This is a genomic window from Marinobacterium iners (genome assembly GCF_017310015.1).
Lineage (GTDB): Bacteria > Pseudomonadota > Gammaproteobacteria > Pseudomonadales > Balneatricaceae > Marinobacterium > Marinobacterium iners.
The window spans coordinates 3573564-3591614 of the sequence record NZ_CP022297.1 but is presented as its reverse complement, the minus strand read 5'-3'; the positions used below and the strand labels follow the sequence as shown (position 1 = coordinate 3591614).

Below are 18051 nucleotides of genomic sequence, written 5' to 3'. Positions count from 1 at the left end.
GGGTTAATGCCCAGGAGGTGATAGATGACAAACACATGCCCGGTCTGTGCATCAGACCGTATTCTGCCCCGTCGTATGGGGCGTAAAGCCGGAACCGTGACCGGCATCGCAGCCGGCACGGCCAGTGGCATCGCCGGTGCGCTCAGTGGGGCAGGCGGCGGTGCTGTAACCGGCCTGCAGCTGGGCCGGATCGCAGGCCCGCCCGGTATGGCCTTAGGCACCCTGTCCGGTGCGCTGATTGGTGGACTCATTGGGGGTGCTGCCGGTGGCGTGACCGGTGCCCAGATCGGTGATGAGCTGGATCGACGGGTGCTGGATAACTGCGAGTGCCTGAACTGCGGCCATACCTTTCGACGCGACTAACCGACCTCTTTTTGACTGACTACTGGTTATCCCCAGGCATTGCTCCGGCGGTATGCCGGGGCGTTATGCTGTTACGGGACATAGGAGAACGATGATGAATACACACCACACCGCGATTCAACCGACCGCTCTGGCACTGCCTGCGCCTCATAGTGCCCTGACGGATCAAGCCATGATGAACGCTCAGGCCGAAGCGCTGCAGGGGCTCACCTCCAGCAAGCGCCGCCATGCCCAGGCGCACCGTCTGGTGGATACCCGTCAGCTGGATCGCAATACCTGGCTGGCCGTGCGTCAGACCGGCATTGGCAGTTCGGATGCGGCGGCTGCCGTTGGACTCAATCCCTATAAATCCCAGCTGGAGCTGTGGATGGAGAAGACCGGTCGGCTGGTCCATGCCGCTCAGTCGGATGGGCTCGCTGAACAGCCTGACGATGACGATAACAGCCCCTTGTTCTGGGGCACGGTACTGGAGCCCATCGTGGCCGAGCACTATGCCAAGCGCACCGGCTTCAAGGTGCGCCGTGTCAATGCGGTGCTGCAGCACCCGACACACGCCTGGATGCTGGCCAACCTGGACCGTGAGGTGGTCGGTTGCGATGAAGTGCAGGTACTGGAGTGCAAAACGGCGGGCATCAACGGGGCCAAGCTGTGGAAGAACGGCGTGCCGGAGTACGTGCAGCTGCAGGTGATGCACCAGTTGGCCGTCACCGGTCAGCAGGCGGCGGATGTCGCCGTGCTGGTCGGAGGGCATGAGCTCAGGATATTCCGTCTGGAGCGGGACGAGGCGTTGATTGAACGGCTGATCCAGCTCGAAGCCGAATTCTGGCGGCATGTGACGGAGGATACACCACCCCCGGCCGATGCCAGTGACTCAGCCGATCGTGCGCTGCGGGCACTGTTCCCGGAGGATGACCATGAGGTGATGGACTTCACTGAGCAACCGGAGCTGTCCGAGGTGTTTGAGCAGCTGCTGGTGGTGCGCTCGGTACTGGATGATGCCAAACGCGATGAGGCCCAGTTGAAGCATCAGTTGCAGCAGGCGATGGGCACGGCCAGTGAGGCTCAGTTCTCACAGGGCCGCATTACCTGGAAGAAGAGCAGTGACAGCCGGGTGGTGGATCTGGCACGGCTGAAGAAAGATGAGCCGGAACTGGTGCAGCAGTACCTGACGGTAAAGCCCGGCAGTCGCCGCTTTGTGGTGCATGGAAGCTGAACGTTGCAACCACTGATACTGCCGGTTATCCACAGTACTACTCAGATCCATTCGTATCATTTCAACACAACAGCCCCAGCCCTGTGCCCTCTGCGGAGGCACGGGGCTTTTTATTGTCTTCAATTCAGGCTCTGACTGCAGAGCAGGAGGTACCCCATGTTAAAAGGACTCGCCATTACCCCGCCCATTCTGGGGCGGATCGCCATCGGTAAGGTGGTGGAGAAGGACGGCAAACGCCTGCCACAGAAGGATGATCAGTTTACCCTGACCTCCCAGATCCAGACCCGTGAAGGCTGGTTGCCACACCCGCTGGATGAACAGCTGCGCGAAGGGCAGGGCGGTAAGCTGCGCCGCATCCCGATCCGGTTGCTGTTCAATGACCCGGATCTCAACCTGAGGGCGGAGTATTCGTTGTTTGATCGCAATACCGCAAGGCCTTTGTGCGTGGGGGATGGAGAACAGTGCCGCCGTCGGACCCGTGAAGGGATGCAGACGCTGCCGTGCCCTGGCCCCGATAGCTGTGAGCTGGCTCAGGGCGGACGCTGCAAACCCTATGCCCGGCTCAACGTGGTGATCGGGGATGAAGACCCGCTGGGGACGTTCATCTTCCGTACCACGGGGTTCAACTCCATTCGGACCCTGGCTGCACGGCTGCAGTACTTCAAGGCGGTCTCCGGTAACCGTCTGGCCTGTATGCCGCTGGAGTTAAGGCTGCGGGGCAAGTCCACCCGTCAGAGTCACGGTACGCCCATCTACTATGTGGATATCACCCTGCGCGAAGGCATGGATCTGGAGGAGGCCTTAGCCAAGGCGCACGATATGGCCTTGGACCGGAATGAGGTGGGGTTTGATCAGAAGGCGTTGGATCGGGTGGCTAAGCAGGGCTTTGCCAACGGGCTGTTCGAAGAGCAGGAGGAGGATGTGGCAGCCGTGGTGGATGAGTTTTATCCACAACTGGAGGCTCAGGCAGGTCAGGGGCATCACCTGAACCCACCCGCCACGGGCCAACTCAGTGCCACCGGTACGCTGAGTGACAAGCTGGCTCAACGCTCCCATCGACTGACCCGCAAGCCTGCACCCTTTGAGGATGGGGATGCGGCTGCATCGGGTGCGTCTGAGTCTGAGAATGCAACCAAAGAAGCGTTAGAAGCCGAGACACAGCAGAAACAGAAGGCTGCAGCTAATGTCGACGCTGAGATGGACGCAAACGCCATCGAAGCCTCACTGCAGGCGGATATTGCTCAGGCCTCCCGCCTGGCCAAACGTGCACGTCAGTCAGGGGTGAGCAAGGCGCGTCCGACCGCTCATTGATCAAGCCGCTATCCCATGCCGTGCTGAACGCTTGGGTACCACAACGCCACAACGGCGCTTCCAATCATCCGCTCTATACCAAACAAATAACTACTCTCAATCACCCTGCCGGTATCGCTGCCCTGTGGGGTGGCGATGCCTGCAGGTCTGGAGGTTTATCATGACGACTCACTCCCATGCGGGCACTTTGTCCCGTGATCAACTCTACCGTCAGGCCCCGGCCATCTTTGCCCGCGCGCCGGATGATGCTGTCTCTGACCGCTACGGCTTTGTGCCCACCATTGAAGTGGTGGACGCCCTGCAGGCGGAGGGCTGGTACCCCGTCCGTGCGCAACAGACCCGTGTACGTGATCCTGAGCGCCGCGATACCACCCGCCATCTGGTGCGGTTCCGCCAAGACCCACAACGCCAGATCACGGTGGGCGACAGCATTGCGGAACTGGTACTGACCAACAGCCATGACCGCTCTGCGGCCTATCAACTGGATCTGGGCTTGTTCCGACTGATCTGCAGCAACGGCATGGTGACACCGGTAGGCGATATGGGCGGTATCCGGGTACGCCACGGCAAGCAGGTGGTGGATCAGATCCTGGACGGCTCCCTGGCCTTGGTGGACGAAGTCCCCAACCTGGCCGGTACCGTCGAGCGCTTCCAGTCCCTGCGGTTAAGCCCGGAAGAGTCCCGCCTGTTCGCACAATCCGCTCTGACCCTGCGGTACGGGGAAGACTGGCGTCAGGTCAGCCCCATTCAACCGGATCGCCTGCTGGATGCCCGTCGCGCGGAAGACCGGGATCAGAACCTGTGGCGGGTGTTCAATCGCACCCAGGAAAACCTGCTCAAAGGCGGACTGACGGGGCGTTCGGCATCCGGGCGTCATACCCGCACCCGTGCCATCACCTCCGTCACCGAGGATGTTCGCCTCAACCGCGCACTCTGGCAGCTGACCGAGCACTTTGCCGCACTCAAAGGACAGGCCCGTGTGGCCTGAAGAAAGGAGAATACACTGATGACACCCCAACTGATCGCCGGGGAACGCCCCGGTACCTATGTCGTCCCCAGCGCTGTAACCGACGCAGAGTTGATGCACCTGGCCAGAATGCTGGCCCGTCGTCGCCTGCGTAAAGGCCGTGCGCTGGATAAGCCCGATACGGTGTTCAACGCCCTGCAGACTCTGCTGATGGAGTATGAGCACGAGGTGTTTGGCATGCTGATGCTGGATAACCGTCACCGCATCATCGGGTTCCGGGAGCTGTTCCGGGGTACCATCGATGCGGCCAGCGTGTATCCACGGGAAGTGATCAAAGAGGCACTGGCACACAACGCGGCGGCCGTGATCCTGGTGCACAACCACCCGTCGGGCAGTCCAGAGCCGAGCCAGGCGGATCGGCGCATTACCGATCGGCTGCAGCAGGCCCTGAGCACGGTGGAGATCCGGCTGCTGGATCACGTCATCGTCGGGCATGAAGGCACCTGCTCCTTTGCAGAAAAGGGGTTGATTTGAAAACCCCCGGTCGTCGTGTTCGCCCTGTGCGAGCACGGCGGCCACCCCGTCCTGTTATTTTTTTTTACACAACGGGCACTATCCTATGACACGCAGCGTGTGTGGTAGACTGGTCAGTATTCAGACAGGAGTGGCAATGGCAAGTCAGCATCACGATACCGGATATAAAGAGGTCTTCAGCTATCCTGAGTTCGTTCAGCAGTTGATTGAGGGCTTCATACCGCCCGAGATTGCGCAGATCATGGACTTCAGCACTCTGAAGAACCACAGCGGCAACTACATCACACCGCTGTTCGAGGAAAAGTTTGAGGATGTGGTCTGGTCGGTCGAAGTGAACTGGGATGGCACCACACAGCAGGTGTATCTGTATATCCTGCTTGAGTTTCAGTCTCAGGTCGATCAAACCATGCCAATCCGGCTGATGCACTACGTGGCCTGCTTCTACGACCACCTGTTGAAGCACAAGGAAATAAAGCTCAGCCAGGGGCTACCACCCGTGTTGCCGATCGTGCTGTATAACGGTTCGCAACGCTGGTCGGCCAAGCAGGACATCTACGATATGGTGCAGCCGGAACCCCCGGCGTTTCTGCGGGTCTATCAGCCGCACCTGCGTTACTATCTGGTGGATGAAGGCCGCTATACGGATGCAGAGCTGGGACTGAACCCCTCACCGCTAAGCGGGATGTTCAGTGTTGAGAACGCAGGCGATAGCTGGGAGTCACTGCAACGGGCAGTTGATCGAATTGTGGCCATTATTCAGGCTGATCCTAACAAGGAGCGGGTTGACCGCGTGATCACCCGCTGGATAAAACGTCACCTCAGCCGCTTGGGCGCAGACGTGAACTTGGATCAGTTGAACAGCTTAGTAGAGGACAAGAATATGTTAGCCGAAAACTTGGAAAACCTTGTTAAGAAGGAACGCCTGCAGGGTGAGCAGATCGGGGTTCAGCGTGGTCGGATGGAAGGTCGGATGGAAGGAGAGTCACGACTTCTGCGCAAGATGATCGAGATAAAATTCGGTGCTCTCCCAGAGTGGGCTGAATTGGTGCTCCAGTCGGCAGACTCGCAGCTGATTGATCAATGGGCTGAGTCGATCCTGACAGCTGATAGTCTGGAAGCCCTGCTGGGCAAGCACTGACCCCCAAGGCACTTGAGCGCAGCGGCATAGAAGGAACAGACATGTTGGCTGAACGTATGAAAAAGTGGCCTGAGCAGTGGGAACAGCGGGGAATTCAGCGAGGTCGGATAGAAACTATGCGTGAGACGGCACTCAATCTGATCAACATGAATATCCTGACCGATGCCCAGATCGCCCAAGCTTCTGGTTTGACAGAGGCCGAGGTCAAGGCATTACGCACTGAAGCCAGGCACTGAGCCCTGTGGGGCTGGAGTGCTCGACTAACGAGCCTCCAGCAGCGCGACTTGAGAAGCGCGGTTTGGCATCATGGTAGACAGTGACGGCAGTGACCGGGTGGCGGTATCGGCCGCTGCAATCAGCGAGTCCTGCGTCAGGTGAGCATATCGCTGAGTGGTTTTGACCTGGGTATGCCCCAAAATATTCTGCACTTCATACAGACTGCGCCCTGAGTTAATCAGGAAGCTGGCAAAGCTGTGTCGCAGGTCATGTAACCTCAACTCCGGCATCCCGGCACGCTTACGTGCCACATCCCACGAGTTAAAGATGTTGTTGTACGGCTTCAGTGTCTTGGGGTTTGGGAACAGCCACTCGCAGCCGGGTATACGCAGCTGCTCCACGGCATTCAACATCTCCAGCAATCCATCTGAAATCGGAATGTAGCGTGTCGTCCCGGTTTTATTGAACTCCACCGTCCAGATACGCCGCTCCAGATCCAGATCCTTCCAGCGCGCCGTTAACACCTCACCCTTACGGGCACCAGTCAGCAAGAGCATGGCCACAATCCATTTAAGCTGAGGGTTGCGTGACCGTGTGATCGTCTCAAACAGGCGTGCAGCCTCCTCCGATGTTAAGTAACGCTCCCGCTTATTATTTTCCACAAACAGATCGATACCGGCCGTCGGGTTGCGAGTTGCCCCAGCGGTCTCCCAGCGCATGGCGCAGTTAAAAATATAACGGCACAGCACAATGAGCCGGTTGGTGGAGCTGGGCTTGTGCGTTTGACGGTTGACGTTGAACAGATCCACTAAATGACGCCGCGTAATCTCATCCAGATGCAGAGCACCGATGGCGGGCAGGATGTGCTTGTTCAGCAGGCAGACATCCGTTCTCCACGAGCGCTTGTAGGCTTTGATATGGGGCAGATAAGACTGCTCCACGAACTGAGCAAAGGTCGGGACCTCCTTCAGCGTTTTTTTCTGTTCAAAGGGATCAATACCCATTGCCAGTGTCGTCAGTCGCTCCGTTGCGAGCTGTCGAGCATCCGCCAGGCTCAACCGATCGGCCGCGCCTAACTTTTTCTCTTGTGTTTTACCCCGGACATCCTGATAACGCAGGTAATAGGTGCGCCGTCCAGATTTGAGGGCTTTGAACAGCAATCCGGGTATTTTGGTATCGAAATAGTCAACTTTGGATTTGTCGGCCGGGCATAAGTTGCTACTCTGTATGAATTGTTGTGTAAGATTGCGTTTGGGCATGCTGAGTACTCCCTTCATGTTCCCTTTTCGCTACTAAGAGCTTCTTTCAATATTTAATAGACCTTTAATGTGCTTGGAGTCAAGCTTTATGGATGAAAAAGTACGTTTTGCGATGGCGATGCGGATAGGGCGTGCCGCATTGGGCATGAGTCAGCAAGAGTTCGCGGACATGCTGGGGGTAGCCAAGTCGACGATTGCACGTAATGAAACACTGGAGATGGTGATGCGTGCAGAGACACTGACCGCCATGATTCGTGCCTTGCGCGAACGGGGTGTCGATATCGATATACTGGGCAGTGATGATGTGCTGGATGTTCAGGTGAGAGAGGCGGCGGTAGAAACCTTGAAGGGTCGCCTGGAGGATGAGAGCCGTCGTCGCAGTGACCGAAAGCGCCCTCTGAACTGAAGGGATGAAGAGAGGATAGTGCTGCTGAGTGCGCTGGAATTGATCTGAAATGAAGAAACTGTGAAGAAAAATAAATGCTGGAGGCAGGGGGCTGCAGGGCGCGTCAGATAAGCGATCCTGAAGGTATTAGATCGATTCTGTTGGGTGCGGATCGACTCGGAAAAATAGACATAGCGTAGAAAACTCAAAAAAACAGCTATTAGTGTTGCTAACGCGGCTTTATAAACAATATCTTACCTGTAGGTGCTATTTGGTCGCTGACTGAAAATGTCACAGTGGTCGAGCTGCCGGATACTTATCCGACTCAGATGCTGACCTACTGGGGCAACCCGGAAACTGGCGAAGGCGTACCGGCCGGTCAGGTGTGGAATACAGTTAATGCCTACCTGTTCACAGCAGCCGATATGGCCGATGACGTATTTGGTGTCATCAACGCTAGCCTGGGCCAGATTGCTCAGATTACGATCGAAGGGGCCGCGGACTCAATCCAGGGCGGCCAGGGCGATCAGTTCAACAATACCGGCGACGGCTCTGTAACGGTTGGCGATAATGACGCTGACACGGGCTTCGACACCGGCAAGGATGGCGACTACACCGGTAACTACCAGATCCGCGTTACGCTGCTGGACGGTACGGTTGCTGAGACAGTTGTCTCCCTGACTCAGGAACAGTTCGAGTACCTGAACGGTCTGCTGTTTGATGCCGATGGCAACTCTCGCCTGTTCGAGAAAGAAGTCGCCTATCAGGTTCAGGCAACAGATGCCGAAGGCACCCCGATGGTTGACGCCGATGGTAACCCGATTCTGATCGATGCCGTTGTTGAAGGCGATACTATCGTTACCAACCACCCGATCATCCTGACCCCGACTCAGAACAACGGTGGTACCGAAGAGATCGGTAAAACCTCTGCTGCGGATGACTTCATCGTTGCAGGCCGTCTGGACCTGCTGCACGGTGCCTACATCGACGGTGGTGAGGGCAACAATACTCTGGAAATCGACGCCAAAGGCTACTACGCTCAGCCTAAAGAGCTGTTGAACATCCAGACGATCAACATCGAAAACCTGCCAAACGTCTACACCAATGACAGCGGCGACAGCACCTACCCGGATCTGTCCGGTAACGGTTCCAACGATTCCACCATCGACCTGTCCCGTGCCGTTGATCTTGAAAAGCTGACTATCACCGAATCCGACTTTGACGGTGTTAATGAAGCGGAACTGGGTACGCTGACAATTGCCGGTGTTCGCAACGGCGCGCTGACCCGCTTCGAAGGCGAGTTCAGCCAGGACGTGACCGTTCACTACGGCGAAGGCCTGACCGGTGCATTGAACATTGAGCTGGCAATCGGTGATGTTAATGCCGATATCAACCTGCTGCACAACGCCTCGACCCTGAATATCGATTCTCAGGGTACCGAGAACCACATGCATCAGTTCTTCGCAGGCGGCACTTTGAGCCACCTGAACATCAGCGGCGAAGCAATCTTCTCCGTTGAAGAGAACATGGCGGCTGGTTTCAATACCGATCGTCCGGCTGTGATCGATGCCTCTGCCAACACCGGCGGTGTGGATCTGACCATTGATGGCCACGCTGATGAAGTGATCTTCACCGGTACCGCTGAAGCGGATGACCAGTTCCAGGCCAACAGCAATGGCAAGGCTGTCACCATCAACGGCGGCAATGGCGACAATGAATTCAGCGCCACCTCCGGCGACGTTGTTACCATTACAGCGGGTAGCGGCAACAACACCATCACTACCGACGACTCTGATACCGTCAGCATCACCACCGGTGAAGGCAACGACGTGATCTCCTCTGTGCGCGGTGAGACTGTATCCATCAACGCCGCAGGCGGTGACAACAGCATCACCGTAAGCGCTGATGAGATGAACATCACCACCGGTGAAGGTAACGACACCATCGTTATCTCTGGCATGACTGATACAACTGGTCTGAATGCCGATGGCAACTGGGCTGCACTGGTAAATATCGATACTGGCACGGGCGAAGACACCGTTGTACTGGGTCGTGACCTGGCATCATTCGACTTCGGCATTGTGGCGCTGGAAGGCTCCTCCATCAGTGGTGAAAACATCACCCTGTACGTTGAGAACGCCTCTGACCTGCGTGCTGCAGAACTGTCCGGTGTTGAAAACGTTGTACTGAACTTCGACGTTGACGGCGGTATTCTGACCCTGACGGACGCTCAGTTTGCGGCCATTGGTGCCGAGAACTTCGCCGTTGAAGGTGCACCGTTCTACACCTCTGCGCAGGTGAAGATCATCGTTACTGAATCCACCTCCCTGACTGATCTGGGTGTGGATAACCTGCCGGTTGGTGTCGACCTGATCCTGGAAATCCAGGACGGCGTTACCCTGGAAATGACCGCTGAACAGCTGCACACCCGCGTTGCCGAGCAGGGCGTAACCCTGGCGAACGACAACAACGGCGACCAGCAGTCTGGCAGCGTACTGATCACCAATGCCGGTCTGGACTTCGACCCGTTCAACAGCAGCGACGACGCGCGCAGCATTGTTGACGGAGTGGCACTGTCTGGTGGTTCACTGTCGAGTGACTTCGGCGAAGATGGTAACGATTCAAACACCACTGTTGATCGTAACGAATGGGGCCAAAACGTCCTGATCGACCGCAACATGAACGGTTACGACCGTCCTGCGGATGTACCGTCTTACAGCCGTCTGGTCATCAACACCGACGAGATGTCTGAGATCGGTCCGTTTGAGACCATCGAAACCTTCCTGCGCATTACCGGTGAGTCTGACTTGACCTTCACTCCGGTTGAAGGCGGTGTAGATGATTGGGGTCGTCCGATTGAAGGCGGCAGCGCGATTGCACTGGGCGTTGACAATGGCGTAGCGACCAACGGCTTCATCGTTGATTTCTCCAGCGTAGGCGGCGTGGTCAACAACCTGACCCTGTCTGGCTTCGAAAACGCGGATGCGATCTATGGTAACGGCGCACGTGTCAATGTTGAACTGACTGGCAACGTGGGTGACGACGGTACAGCCACAAACGCAGAAGGCGGTCTGGTCTCCAGCGGCGTTCACACCTATGTCGTTACCGACATGAACGATGGAGACCGTGAATTCTGGACCTGTGAAACCACTAAAGACCTCGAAACCCTGGGTCTGCGTGGCAACGACAACACCACCATCACCTTCGGCAATACTGAGCGCGGCGTTGACTTCCTGATGGAAGTGGTCTACGACAAGCAGGACGGTTATGCAGTGGGTGGACTGGTTGCCAACTTCGCGCGTCCTGAAGGCGCTACGGCTGTTGTCAACGTTGTGGGTCTGGATACACTGCCGGCTGGCGAAGTACAGCAGGTTCAAGGTATCTCTACTGACGCAACTGCGGCTATCATCAACATCGAAGGCGGCAACACCGTTGTTGAGTCTCTGTCCGGCGCTAACCTGACCGATCTGGCGGTGTCTGCAGATGCCAACCTGACGATCGCAGGCGATCTGCCGAGCGGCCTGACATCTTTCGATGCCTCTGGTGTCGCAGGTGATCTCGCGGTCACCGTTGACCTCTGGGAAGCGAATGAAACTCCGCTGACCTTCGAAGGTGCGGCAGGCAGCACTACGCTGACCATTGACGATGCAGCCGACGGTGCTATCGCCAGCATCATGGGTGCTGGTGAAATCGCACTGGTAATCGGCGATGGTAATGGTTCTGACAGTGCAGACCTGACAGGAACTGAGCTGTCGAACATCACCAGCGTGAGCCTGTCCGAGAATGCACAGCTTGCATTGACCCTGGACCAGGCCTACACCATCGGTGCAGAGAACTTCTCGGGTGAAGGCAGTCTGACCCTGACCGAGCTGAATGATCAGCCGTTCAGCCGTGCAGACTTTGAAGTTGACGTAACAAACCTCACCCTGCGCGTAGTTGAGCAGAGCGATGTTACGCTGAACTCAGCGACTGACCTGACCGGCATCACTACACTGGAAGTGTACGAAGGTACCACCCTGAACCTGACGGCTGCACAGTTCCAGCAGTTGAACGGCAGCAACGGTGGCATCATTACAGTGCTTGACGGTTCCGACGAAGGCACTGCTGTGGATCTTTCCACAGTGACCATCAATATCACTGACCTGAGTCAGGCTGATCTTGAAAATGGTGTGCTGGATACATCAGCAATCACAGCGGCAAACATCAACATCACCACGGCTGAAAGTGTCACGCTGGTCGACGCTACAAACCTGACCGGTGTTGATACCATCACCCTGGCGGATGGCACCACGCTGTCTGTTGAGGCGCTCGAAGAGCTGGATGGCATTGATGTAGCCGGTATTGATGCAATCATCAAAATCCTTGATGAGACCATCGGCGCCACCACATCGATTGACGCGTCTGGCTTTGATGTGTCCCAGATCTACCTGGCCAACACCCTGCTGCAGAACGGCGTGAACGTTGATGCCCTGCTGGCAGGCCTGCCGTTTACCGTTGAAAAAGTCATTTTCAATGGCGAAGGCTTGGTCATCGAAGGTGATCAGACTGTCACGGTTGAAGCACAGACCACAGTTGTAGGTAATCTGGAATTCAACAAACTGGCGCTGGATACTGAAGTTCAGAACTTCACGCTGAACCTTGAAGGTGGCGTAGAACTGCAGGATGTTGACCTGTCTTCTGCAATCAAGACCGATGCAGACGGCAATCCGCTGCTGAACACGCACCTTGAAACGGTTGTCATCAACTCCAACAAGTCCGTTGATGCCGATAACCAGGACTTGGCCAACCTGATGTCGGGCGAAACCGCCAACGTCATCGGTACGCTGACAGCGGCTGGTACCCTCGCCAGCCAGGGTAGCACCAACGATACTGACAACAGTGGCTACGAAGACGACTCCGAAGAGAACAACCTTCTGGACGTCACCATCAATGCGACTCAAGACCTGCGCATGGATGGTATCGTGTTCTCCGCCGTTAACGGTGACGACGCCTGGGGTATTAACGATCAGGATGCTGCAGCTGCAACGGTTGAAATCACCGGTACAGCCGACGTGGCACTGGGACTGCTCGACACGACTGATGACGACGTCGATGCACTGACCGTCAACAACTCCGGTACTGGCACTGTATCCGCCACCATCGATGGTTCGGCTACAGGGTTCGACGCAGACGATGCACTGAGCTTCACTGGCAGCAGCATCGCGCTGACAGTGGAAGGTACCGTAGACCTGTCTGACGATGACCTGTCCGGCGTTAGCGCTGTTACACTCGCTGACGATGCGGCTCTGACATTGTCCTTCACGCAGCTGACTGCACTGGGTGCAGAAAATGTCGTGGGCACTGAAGGAACGTTGACGGAAGACCTGACAATCAACGGCTATGACGGCTCTGCCTTCGACTTCACCACAATCGATGAAAACATCGATGAAGTTGCGCTGGTACTGGATGGTTCCGATGTGGTACTGGATGCCACGGTTAACCTGACTGGCGTCGTCAGCATTGATGCCAACGGTGGAACCCTGACGCTGACAGCGGCTCAGTTCAATCAGCTGGCCGGTACTGGCACCATCACGAACGCAACCGCACTCAACATCACCGACCTGACTCAGGACGATGTTGACGCCGGTTTCGATATCACGGGCGTGGCAAGTGGTCTGGCTGACCCGACCGCTATCACAATCACCTTGGGTGAAGACCGTGTTGATCTGGGTACCTTCGAAGGCGGCCAGCTGGTCGCGAACTCTGAAGCGGACCTGGATGCTGATGGCCTGACCAATGACCCGTCTGCAAGCTTCCTGCTGGCTGATGGTCAGACCCTGGGTCTGGTCAACATCACACAGGCCAACGGTCTGGTTGTGAACAGCGAAGCGGGTGCAGACACCACCCTGGTGTACATGTTCGACACGGTACCGCCGTACCTGTTCGACTACCCGGACTTCGTGATCGACGCATCAGGCTACAAGGTTTCAACCCTGAAAGCCCTGAACACCATGGTCGATGGCACTAACATCGAAGCGCTGCTCTATGAGCTGTCCAGCGATGTGACGCTGCAGATCTACCATGATCCGGAACAGCTTGGTCTCCTGAACCCGACGTACCGTGTCGTAACGGTAGAAGAAGGGGTAACGGTTGATGGCTTCCTGATGTTCAACGACCCGGATACGAACGATGAAGTCCAGTCTCTGACGCTGAACCTGCTGGGTGGCACGCATATCGATGGCGACATTATTCTGTCGACACGCGATAACAAGGATGGCACTGCAGAAGAAAAATTCCTGCAGACCATCACCATCATCTCTGAAGGCACGGCTGAAAACCTGCAAGACGCCAACAACGGCAATACGGGTGTAGTGGCCAACCGCATCTCCGGTGCAATTGACGGACGTGATGGCTTTGCGACTGACGGTGCGGAAAACAACGTACTGAACGTCAACATTACCGCGACGCAGGATCTGATCATCGCAGATGATGCTCAGGGTACAGCTGACGGTATTTACTTCACATCCGTTGAAAGTGGTGCAACCGCTCGTCTGACCATTACCGAAGAGTCAACAGCCGACGTCACCATCGAACGACTCGATGTGTCTGATGACGAAGTTGATGCATTGGTTGTGACCAATGATGGTACAGGTGCACTCACCATCACCGGTGCGTCTGCATCTGTGTCGGGTGATGTCAAGACAATTACCCTTGAGGGTGCAAGCACTGGCAGCATGTACTTCGGTACGGCTGAAGCAATAGAAGACCTTCAGGATGGTATTGATGGTGACGATGTGCTGTCGGCCATTGACGCGTCCGGCCTTGCCGGCATGCTGACCATTGAGAACGTCTCTAACGTTGATGCCAACCTGTTTGCCTTCACCTCAGGTACCGGTGAAACCAACGTCACCTTCCACGGCCTGACCGTGAATGCTGACGCTGATCCGGCAACAGCCAGCGGTACCACGCTTGACTTCTCCAATGCAGCAGCAGGCTCTGAGGTACATCTGGGTACTAACATCTACACGAATGGTTCTCTGACCATCGATCTGGGTGCCAACACCACGCTGTACATCGATCAGAACACTGACTGGAGCAATCTGGACAGCCTCACCATCAACCAGACCAATGCGATTGTGCTGGCTGACGGCGTGACTCTGACGCTGACCGCTGAGCAGGCGAATACCCTGAACATTGTCGAAGCGACAGATGCTACTGCAACGGTTGAAGTGGTTGACCTGAGCACCGAAGAAGTTCACCTGGAAGACATCAACGTCACCAACATGGTTGCGACGCTGAAAACGGTATCCGGTACGGATGCAACCTTTGCAGACGTACTGCTGGATCCGAACACGGATCTGGGTGAATTCACCATCAAACTGTTCGGTTTGGGTGATGACTTCAGCGCTGGACAGAACATCCGTTTCAGCACGGCTGAACAGGCTGAGCGCACCATCGATGTGGTAGAAGTGGGTGGTAATGGCACCGACGGCGTGAACGTTGTGTGGTACTTTGACACCATCACCGGCGACGTTGAGGTAGCAGACCAGATCGATGTATCGGGCTACAGTGCCGATATCGGTCGTCTGTGGATCACTGAAGTTCTGGCGAACGATGCCAACTTCGCTGAGATCATGAACAAGCTGCCGGAATCCATCATCCGCATCGAATTCCCGGCGGATATGGGCTTTGCGGTACCGGGTCTTGATACGGCTGAAGGCTTTACTCGTCGGATCGAAGTTGTGGCCTTCTCCAATGTTGACCAGGGCTTCGAGTTCAGCGACCTCGACGCGCTGAACTACGTTGAAAATCTCGTGCTGACCCTCGGCGGTGAGGTGAATCTGGGCAATCTGGTGCTGAATGATCAGATGGGTGGCAACACCGATCCTGATACAGTGACCTTTGATACCCTGACCATTAACTCTGAACTGGCAGAAGACGATTCGAACGATCCGCTGCTGCCGGATGAGTGGGAAGATGACGGTATAGCCCCGGACAACGTGCTGCCGACAGGCAACAACGTGATCGGTGACATCAGCAGCGGTGCAAACCTTGAACTGCTGAATGTAACCATCAACGCCTCTGAAGTTGGCCTTGAAGTGGGTACCATCTACTTTGATGCCGACACTGCAGGTTCTACTGCGAATCTGGTAGTAACCGGTAGCGAAGATGTCACCATCAAGTCACTGGATACCATCGATCCTGAAGTCAACGCGGTAGTTAACATCGATGCGACTCAGCATAACGGTGTTCTGACCGTGACCGGTGGTAGCCCGGCAGCGGCGCTGAATGACGTTGAAACTCTCAACATCAATACTGGTGTTGATGACAATCAACCTGATCCGGAGACATTCGATAGCGATGTCTACCTCGGCCACGTTGCAGGCGAAGCTGAAGGCGAGTACGTCCTCAACCTGGATGGCAACGGTGTTCCGTACGCCGGTGTGGCCGGTGCAGAGCTGAGTGCGATCACAATCACTGGCGACGGTGATGTAAATCTGGGTGTTCTGGCACTGATCGATGGTACAGACGATGACTCTGCATCCGATGCCTTTACGCTGAATGGCGGAACAGGTACTGGTACAGTCACCGCAATCCTGGGCGAAGGTAATGTTGACGGCGTTGTGACCTCTCCGCTGCTGGAAGATGGCAGCACTTGGAGATTCGTAAACGTTGACCTGACCATTCAGGAAACCACCGACCCGATGTTCGAAGCGGGCGCGATCCTGGAAGTGGATGGCGGCAGCCTGACCATCGAAGGTGAAGTGGACCTGACCGAGGTAACGCTGGATCTGACCAACGTAACCATCGATGTACCGGCTGATCAGACGCTGATCCTGACCGTTGCACAGGTTGCTGAACTTGCGGCTGATGGTGTTGAAGTCGTTGGCTCAGGTACCGTTGAGGTTATCGGTAACGGCGATGACGCTACTGCTAGCATCTTCGGCCAACTGCGTACCGCTAACGTTGACATGTCGGCTGTAGTTCTGACGGAAGATGATGCGAATGATGTGTTCGCGGCTACATTCATAAGCGGTGAGGATGACACCGGTGAAGTAATCGGTCAGACCATTACGGGCTCTACTGGCTTCGCGAACGAAATCTTGGCAGGTGAAGACGACGATACGCTGATCGGTGGAACTGGCGACGACACACTCTATGGTCGTGGCGGCAGTGATACCTTCGAGATCACAGCAGGTTCTGACATTGTTATGGATCTTCGCTCTGAAGCGGATGACGAGGATGAGAACACTACTGAAGAGCAGGATGTTCTGATTGTGTCCTCTGGCGCGTCTGTAACTGCAGATGACATTGTTGAGTTCGTCGCTACGGCGGAGACCATCAACAACGGTACAGCAGCCCTGACCGGTCATTCAGGCGACAGCACCATCGACGTATCACTTGCCGGTGGAAGCAACGGCTTCACACTGAATGGTGGCGAGTCCGGTGCCAACGTCCTGACCGGCAGCGCCAACGATGACATCATTGACGGTGGTGATTCGGTTCAGAACGGTGCTGATGTTCTGACAGGTAACGGTGGTGAAGATACTTTCCACTTTGTGGTAGGTACCAGCACACCGGCTGCAATGTCTTACACCACACCGCAAGCGAACGTGGACCGTGAGCTTATTACAGTTACCACCGGTGCCGTGACGCAGGCTGGTTCAATCACCATTGTGTATACACTGAACGGATCACCGAACACCAATAACCTTGAGGTTGTATTGGCCGAAAGTGATACGCCGGAACTGGTTGCAGGTAAGATTGCATCCGCGTTCAATGGAGTTAACGGTTTCACTGCCATCCCGGTGAATGAAGTTGTAACCGTCAATAATGCTGACGGTGCTAGTTTCACAATTAACACAGTTACCGACTCTGGCGGTACTGGAGTTGTGGCTAGCATTGCCGATGGAACCGATCAGCCACAGCAGACTGTTGTGACAATTGGTACAGCCGATACTGATACAGTCGTAGCCGGTGAAAAATACATCGTTGAACTGGATCCGGTAGGCCCGGGTACTGCTACAACGTTCACCTATGAAGCTGGTGCAAACGAGACTGTTGCCAATGTCCTTGCAAATCTTGCAAGTGCAATTGACGGTAATGTTGAGTTTAGCGCTACAGTGAATGGCAATGAGCTGACTATTGAGGATGCAATTCCAAACAATGGTGGTTTCACTGTAGTTCTGGACACTGAAGGTGGCTTCGAAGGCTCCGGTGCTTCTGTTGACGGTGCGCTTGGTGACAGCATTGTCGATGCACAGGCCGATTTGATTACAGACTTCATCAGCGGTGAAGATGTGATTGACCTTGACCTGGTAGCAGGTACTGCAACCAACTTCCTTGCAGAAGCTGAAGTTGCAGATTACGAAACAGCCTTGGTTAACGCCAATAACGCTATGGATGGTGTGGTACGTTACTATCTGACTTCTCTGGCAGATAATGATGCTACGGCTGAAGTTGATGATGCTACAGGCTTGCTGTTCTTCGACGCGAACGAAGATGGCACAGTCGACGGTGTTATAGCGCTGACAGGTATCGACGAAAACAACTTCGTCTTTGGCGACATCGTAGCCTGAAGCTAAGCGCTTCACTCACTGACCCGCCTACAGTGCGGGCCAGTGATGGCTGATAAAACCCCCGCTTCTCACAAGGAGGCGGGGGTTTTTGTTTATGGAAGGAAGA

The 18051-nt window shown here is 55.7% G+C and carries 9 protein-coding genes and 1 pseudogene; 9 read left to right on the top strand and 1 reads right to left on the bottom strand.

What is annotated here, in order from left to right:
• The first annotated feature begins 24 nt into the window (after positions 1–24).
• The 7 genes and pseudogenes from CFI10_RS17035 to CFI10_RS17005 all read left to right on the top strand — a co-directional run bounded on the left by CFI10_RS17035 (position 25) and on the right by CFI10_RS17005 (position 5762).
• Complete coding sequence (locus tag CFI10_RS17035; protein WP_206842320.1) at positions 25–363, top strand: hypothetical protein; 339 nt, start codon at positions 25–27, stop codon at positions 361–363.
• Between the two features lie 91 nt (positions 364–454).
• Positions 455–1576: a YqaJ viral recombinase family nuclease gene (locus CFI10_RS17030; protein WP_242530034.1), complete on the top strand. Its 1122-nt coding sequence runs from the start codon at positions 455–457 to the stop codon at positions 1574–1576.
• Between the two features lie 156 nt (positions 1577–1732).
• A pseudogene (locus tag CFI10_RS17025) lies at positions 1733–2620 on the top strand (recombination directionality factor); the annotation flags it as partial.
• A 427-nt stretch (positions 2621–3047) separates the two neighbouring features.
• A complete protein-coding gene (locus tag CFI10_RS17020; protein ID WP_206836800.1) occupies positions 3048–3875 on the top strand; it encodes a DUF932 domain-containing protein in 828 nt (275 codons plus the stop codon).
• 18 nt (positions 3876–3893) lie between these two features.
• Positions 3894–4388, top strand: a complete 495-nt coding sequence (gene radC, locus CFI10_RS17015) for a RadC family protein (RefSeq protein WP_425270410.1) — start codon at positions 3894–3896, stop codon at positions 4386–4388.
• 136 nt (positions 4389–4524) lie between these two features.
• Positions 4525–5526 carry an Rpn family recombination-promoting nuclease/putative transposase gene (locus CFI10_RS17010; protein ID WP_206836797.1) on the top strand — a complete coding sequence of 334 codons (1002 nt, stop codon included), beginning with the start codon at positions 4525–4527 and terminating at the stop codon, positions 5524–5526.
• A gap of 41 nt (positions 5527–5567) precedes the next feature.
• Complete coding sequence (locus tag CFI10_RS17005; protein ID WP_206836795.1) at positions 5568–5762, top strand: RpnC/YadD family protein; 195 nt, start codon at positions 5568–5570, stop codon at positions 5760–5762.
• Between the two features lie 24 nt (positions 5763–5786).
• On the opposite strand, the gene CFI10_RS17000 is transcribed toward CFI10_RS17005, so the two are convergent.
• Positions 5787–7001 carry a tyrosine-type recombinase/integrase gene (locus tag CFI10_RS17000; protein WP_206836792.1) on the bottom strand — a complete coding sequence of 405 codons (1215 nt, stop codon included), beginning with the start codon at positions 6999–7001 and terminating at the stop codon, positions 5787–5789.
• Between the two features lie 88 nt (positions 7002–7089).
• Between CFI10_RS17000 and CFI10_RS16995 the strand changes: the two genes are divergently transcribed.
• Both CFI10_RS16995 and CFI10_RS16990 read left to right on the top strand, forming a co-directional pair.
• A complete protein-coding gene (locus CFI10_RS16995; RefSeq protein WP_206836789.1) occupies positions 7090–7407 on the top strand; it encodes a helix-turn-helix domain-containing protein in 318 nt (105 codons plus the stop codon).
• A 308-nt stretch (positions 7408–7715) separates the two neighbouring features.
• Positions 7716–17945, top strand: coding sequence for a beta strand repeat-containing protein (locus CFI10_RS16990; protein WP_206836786.1), 10230 nt, complete (start codon positions 7716–7718; stop codon positions 17943–17945).
• The last annotated feature ends 106 nt before the right edge of the window (positions 17946–18051 follow it).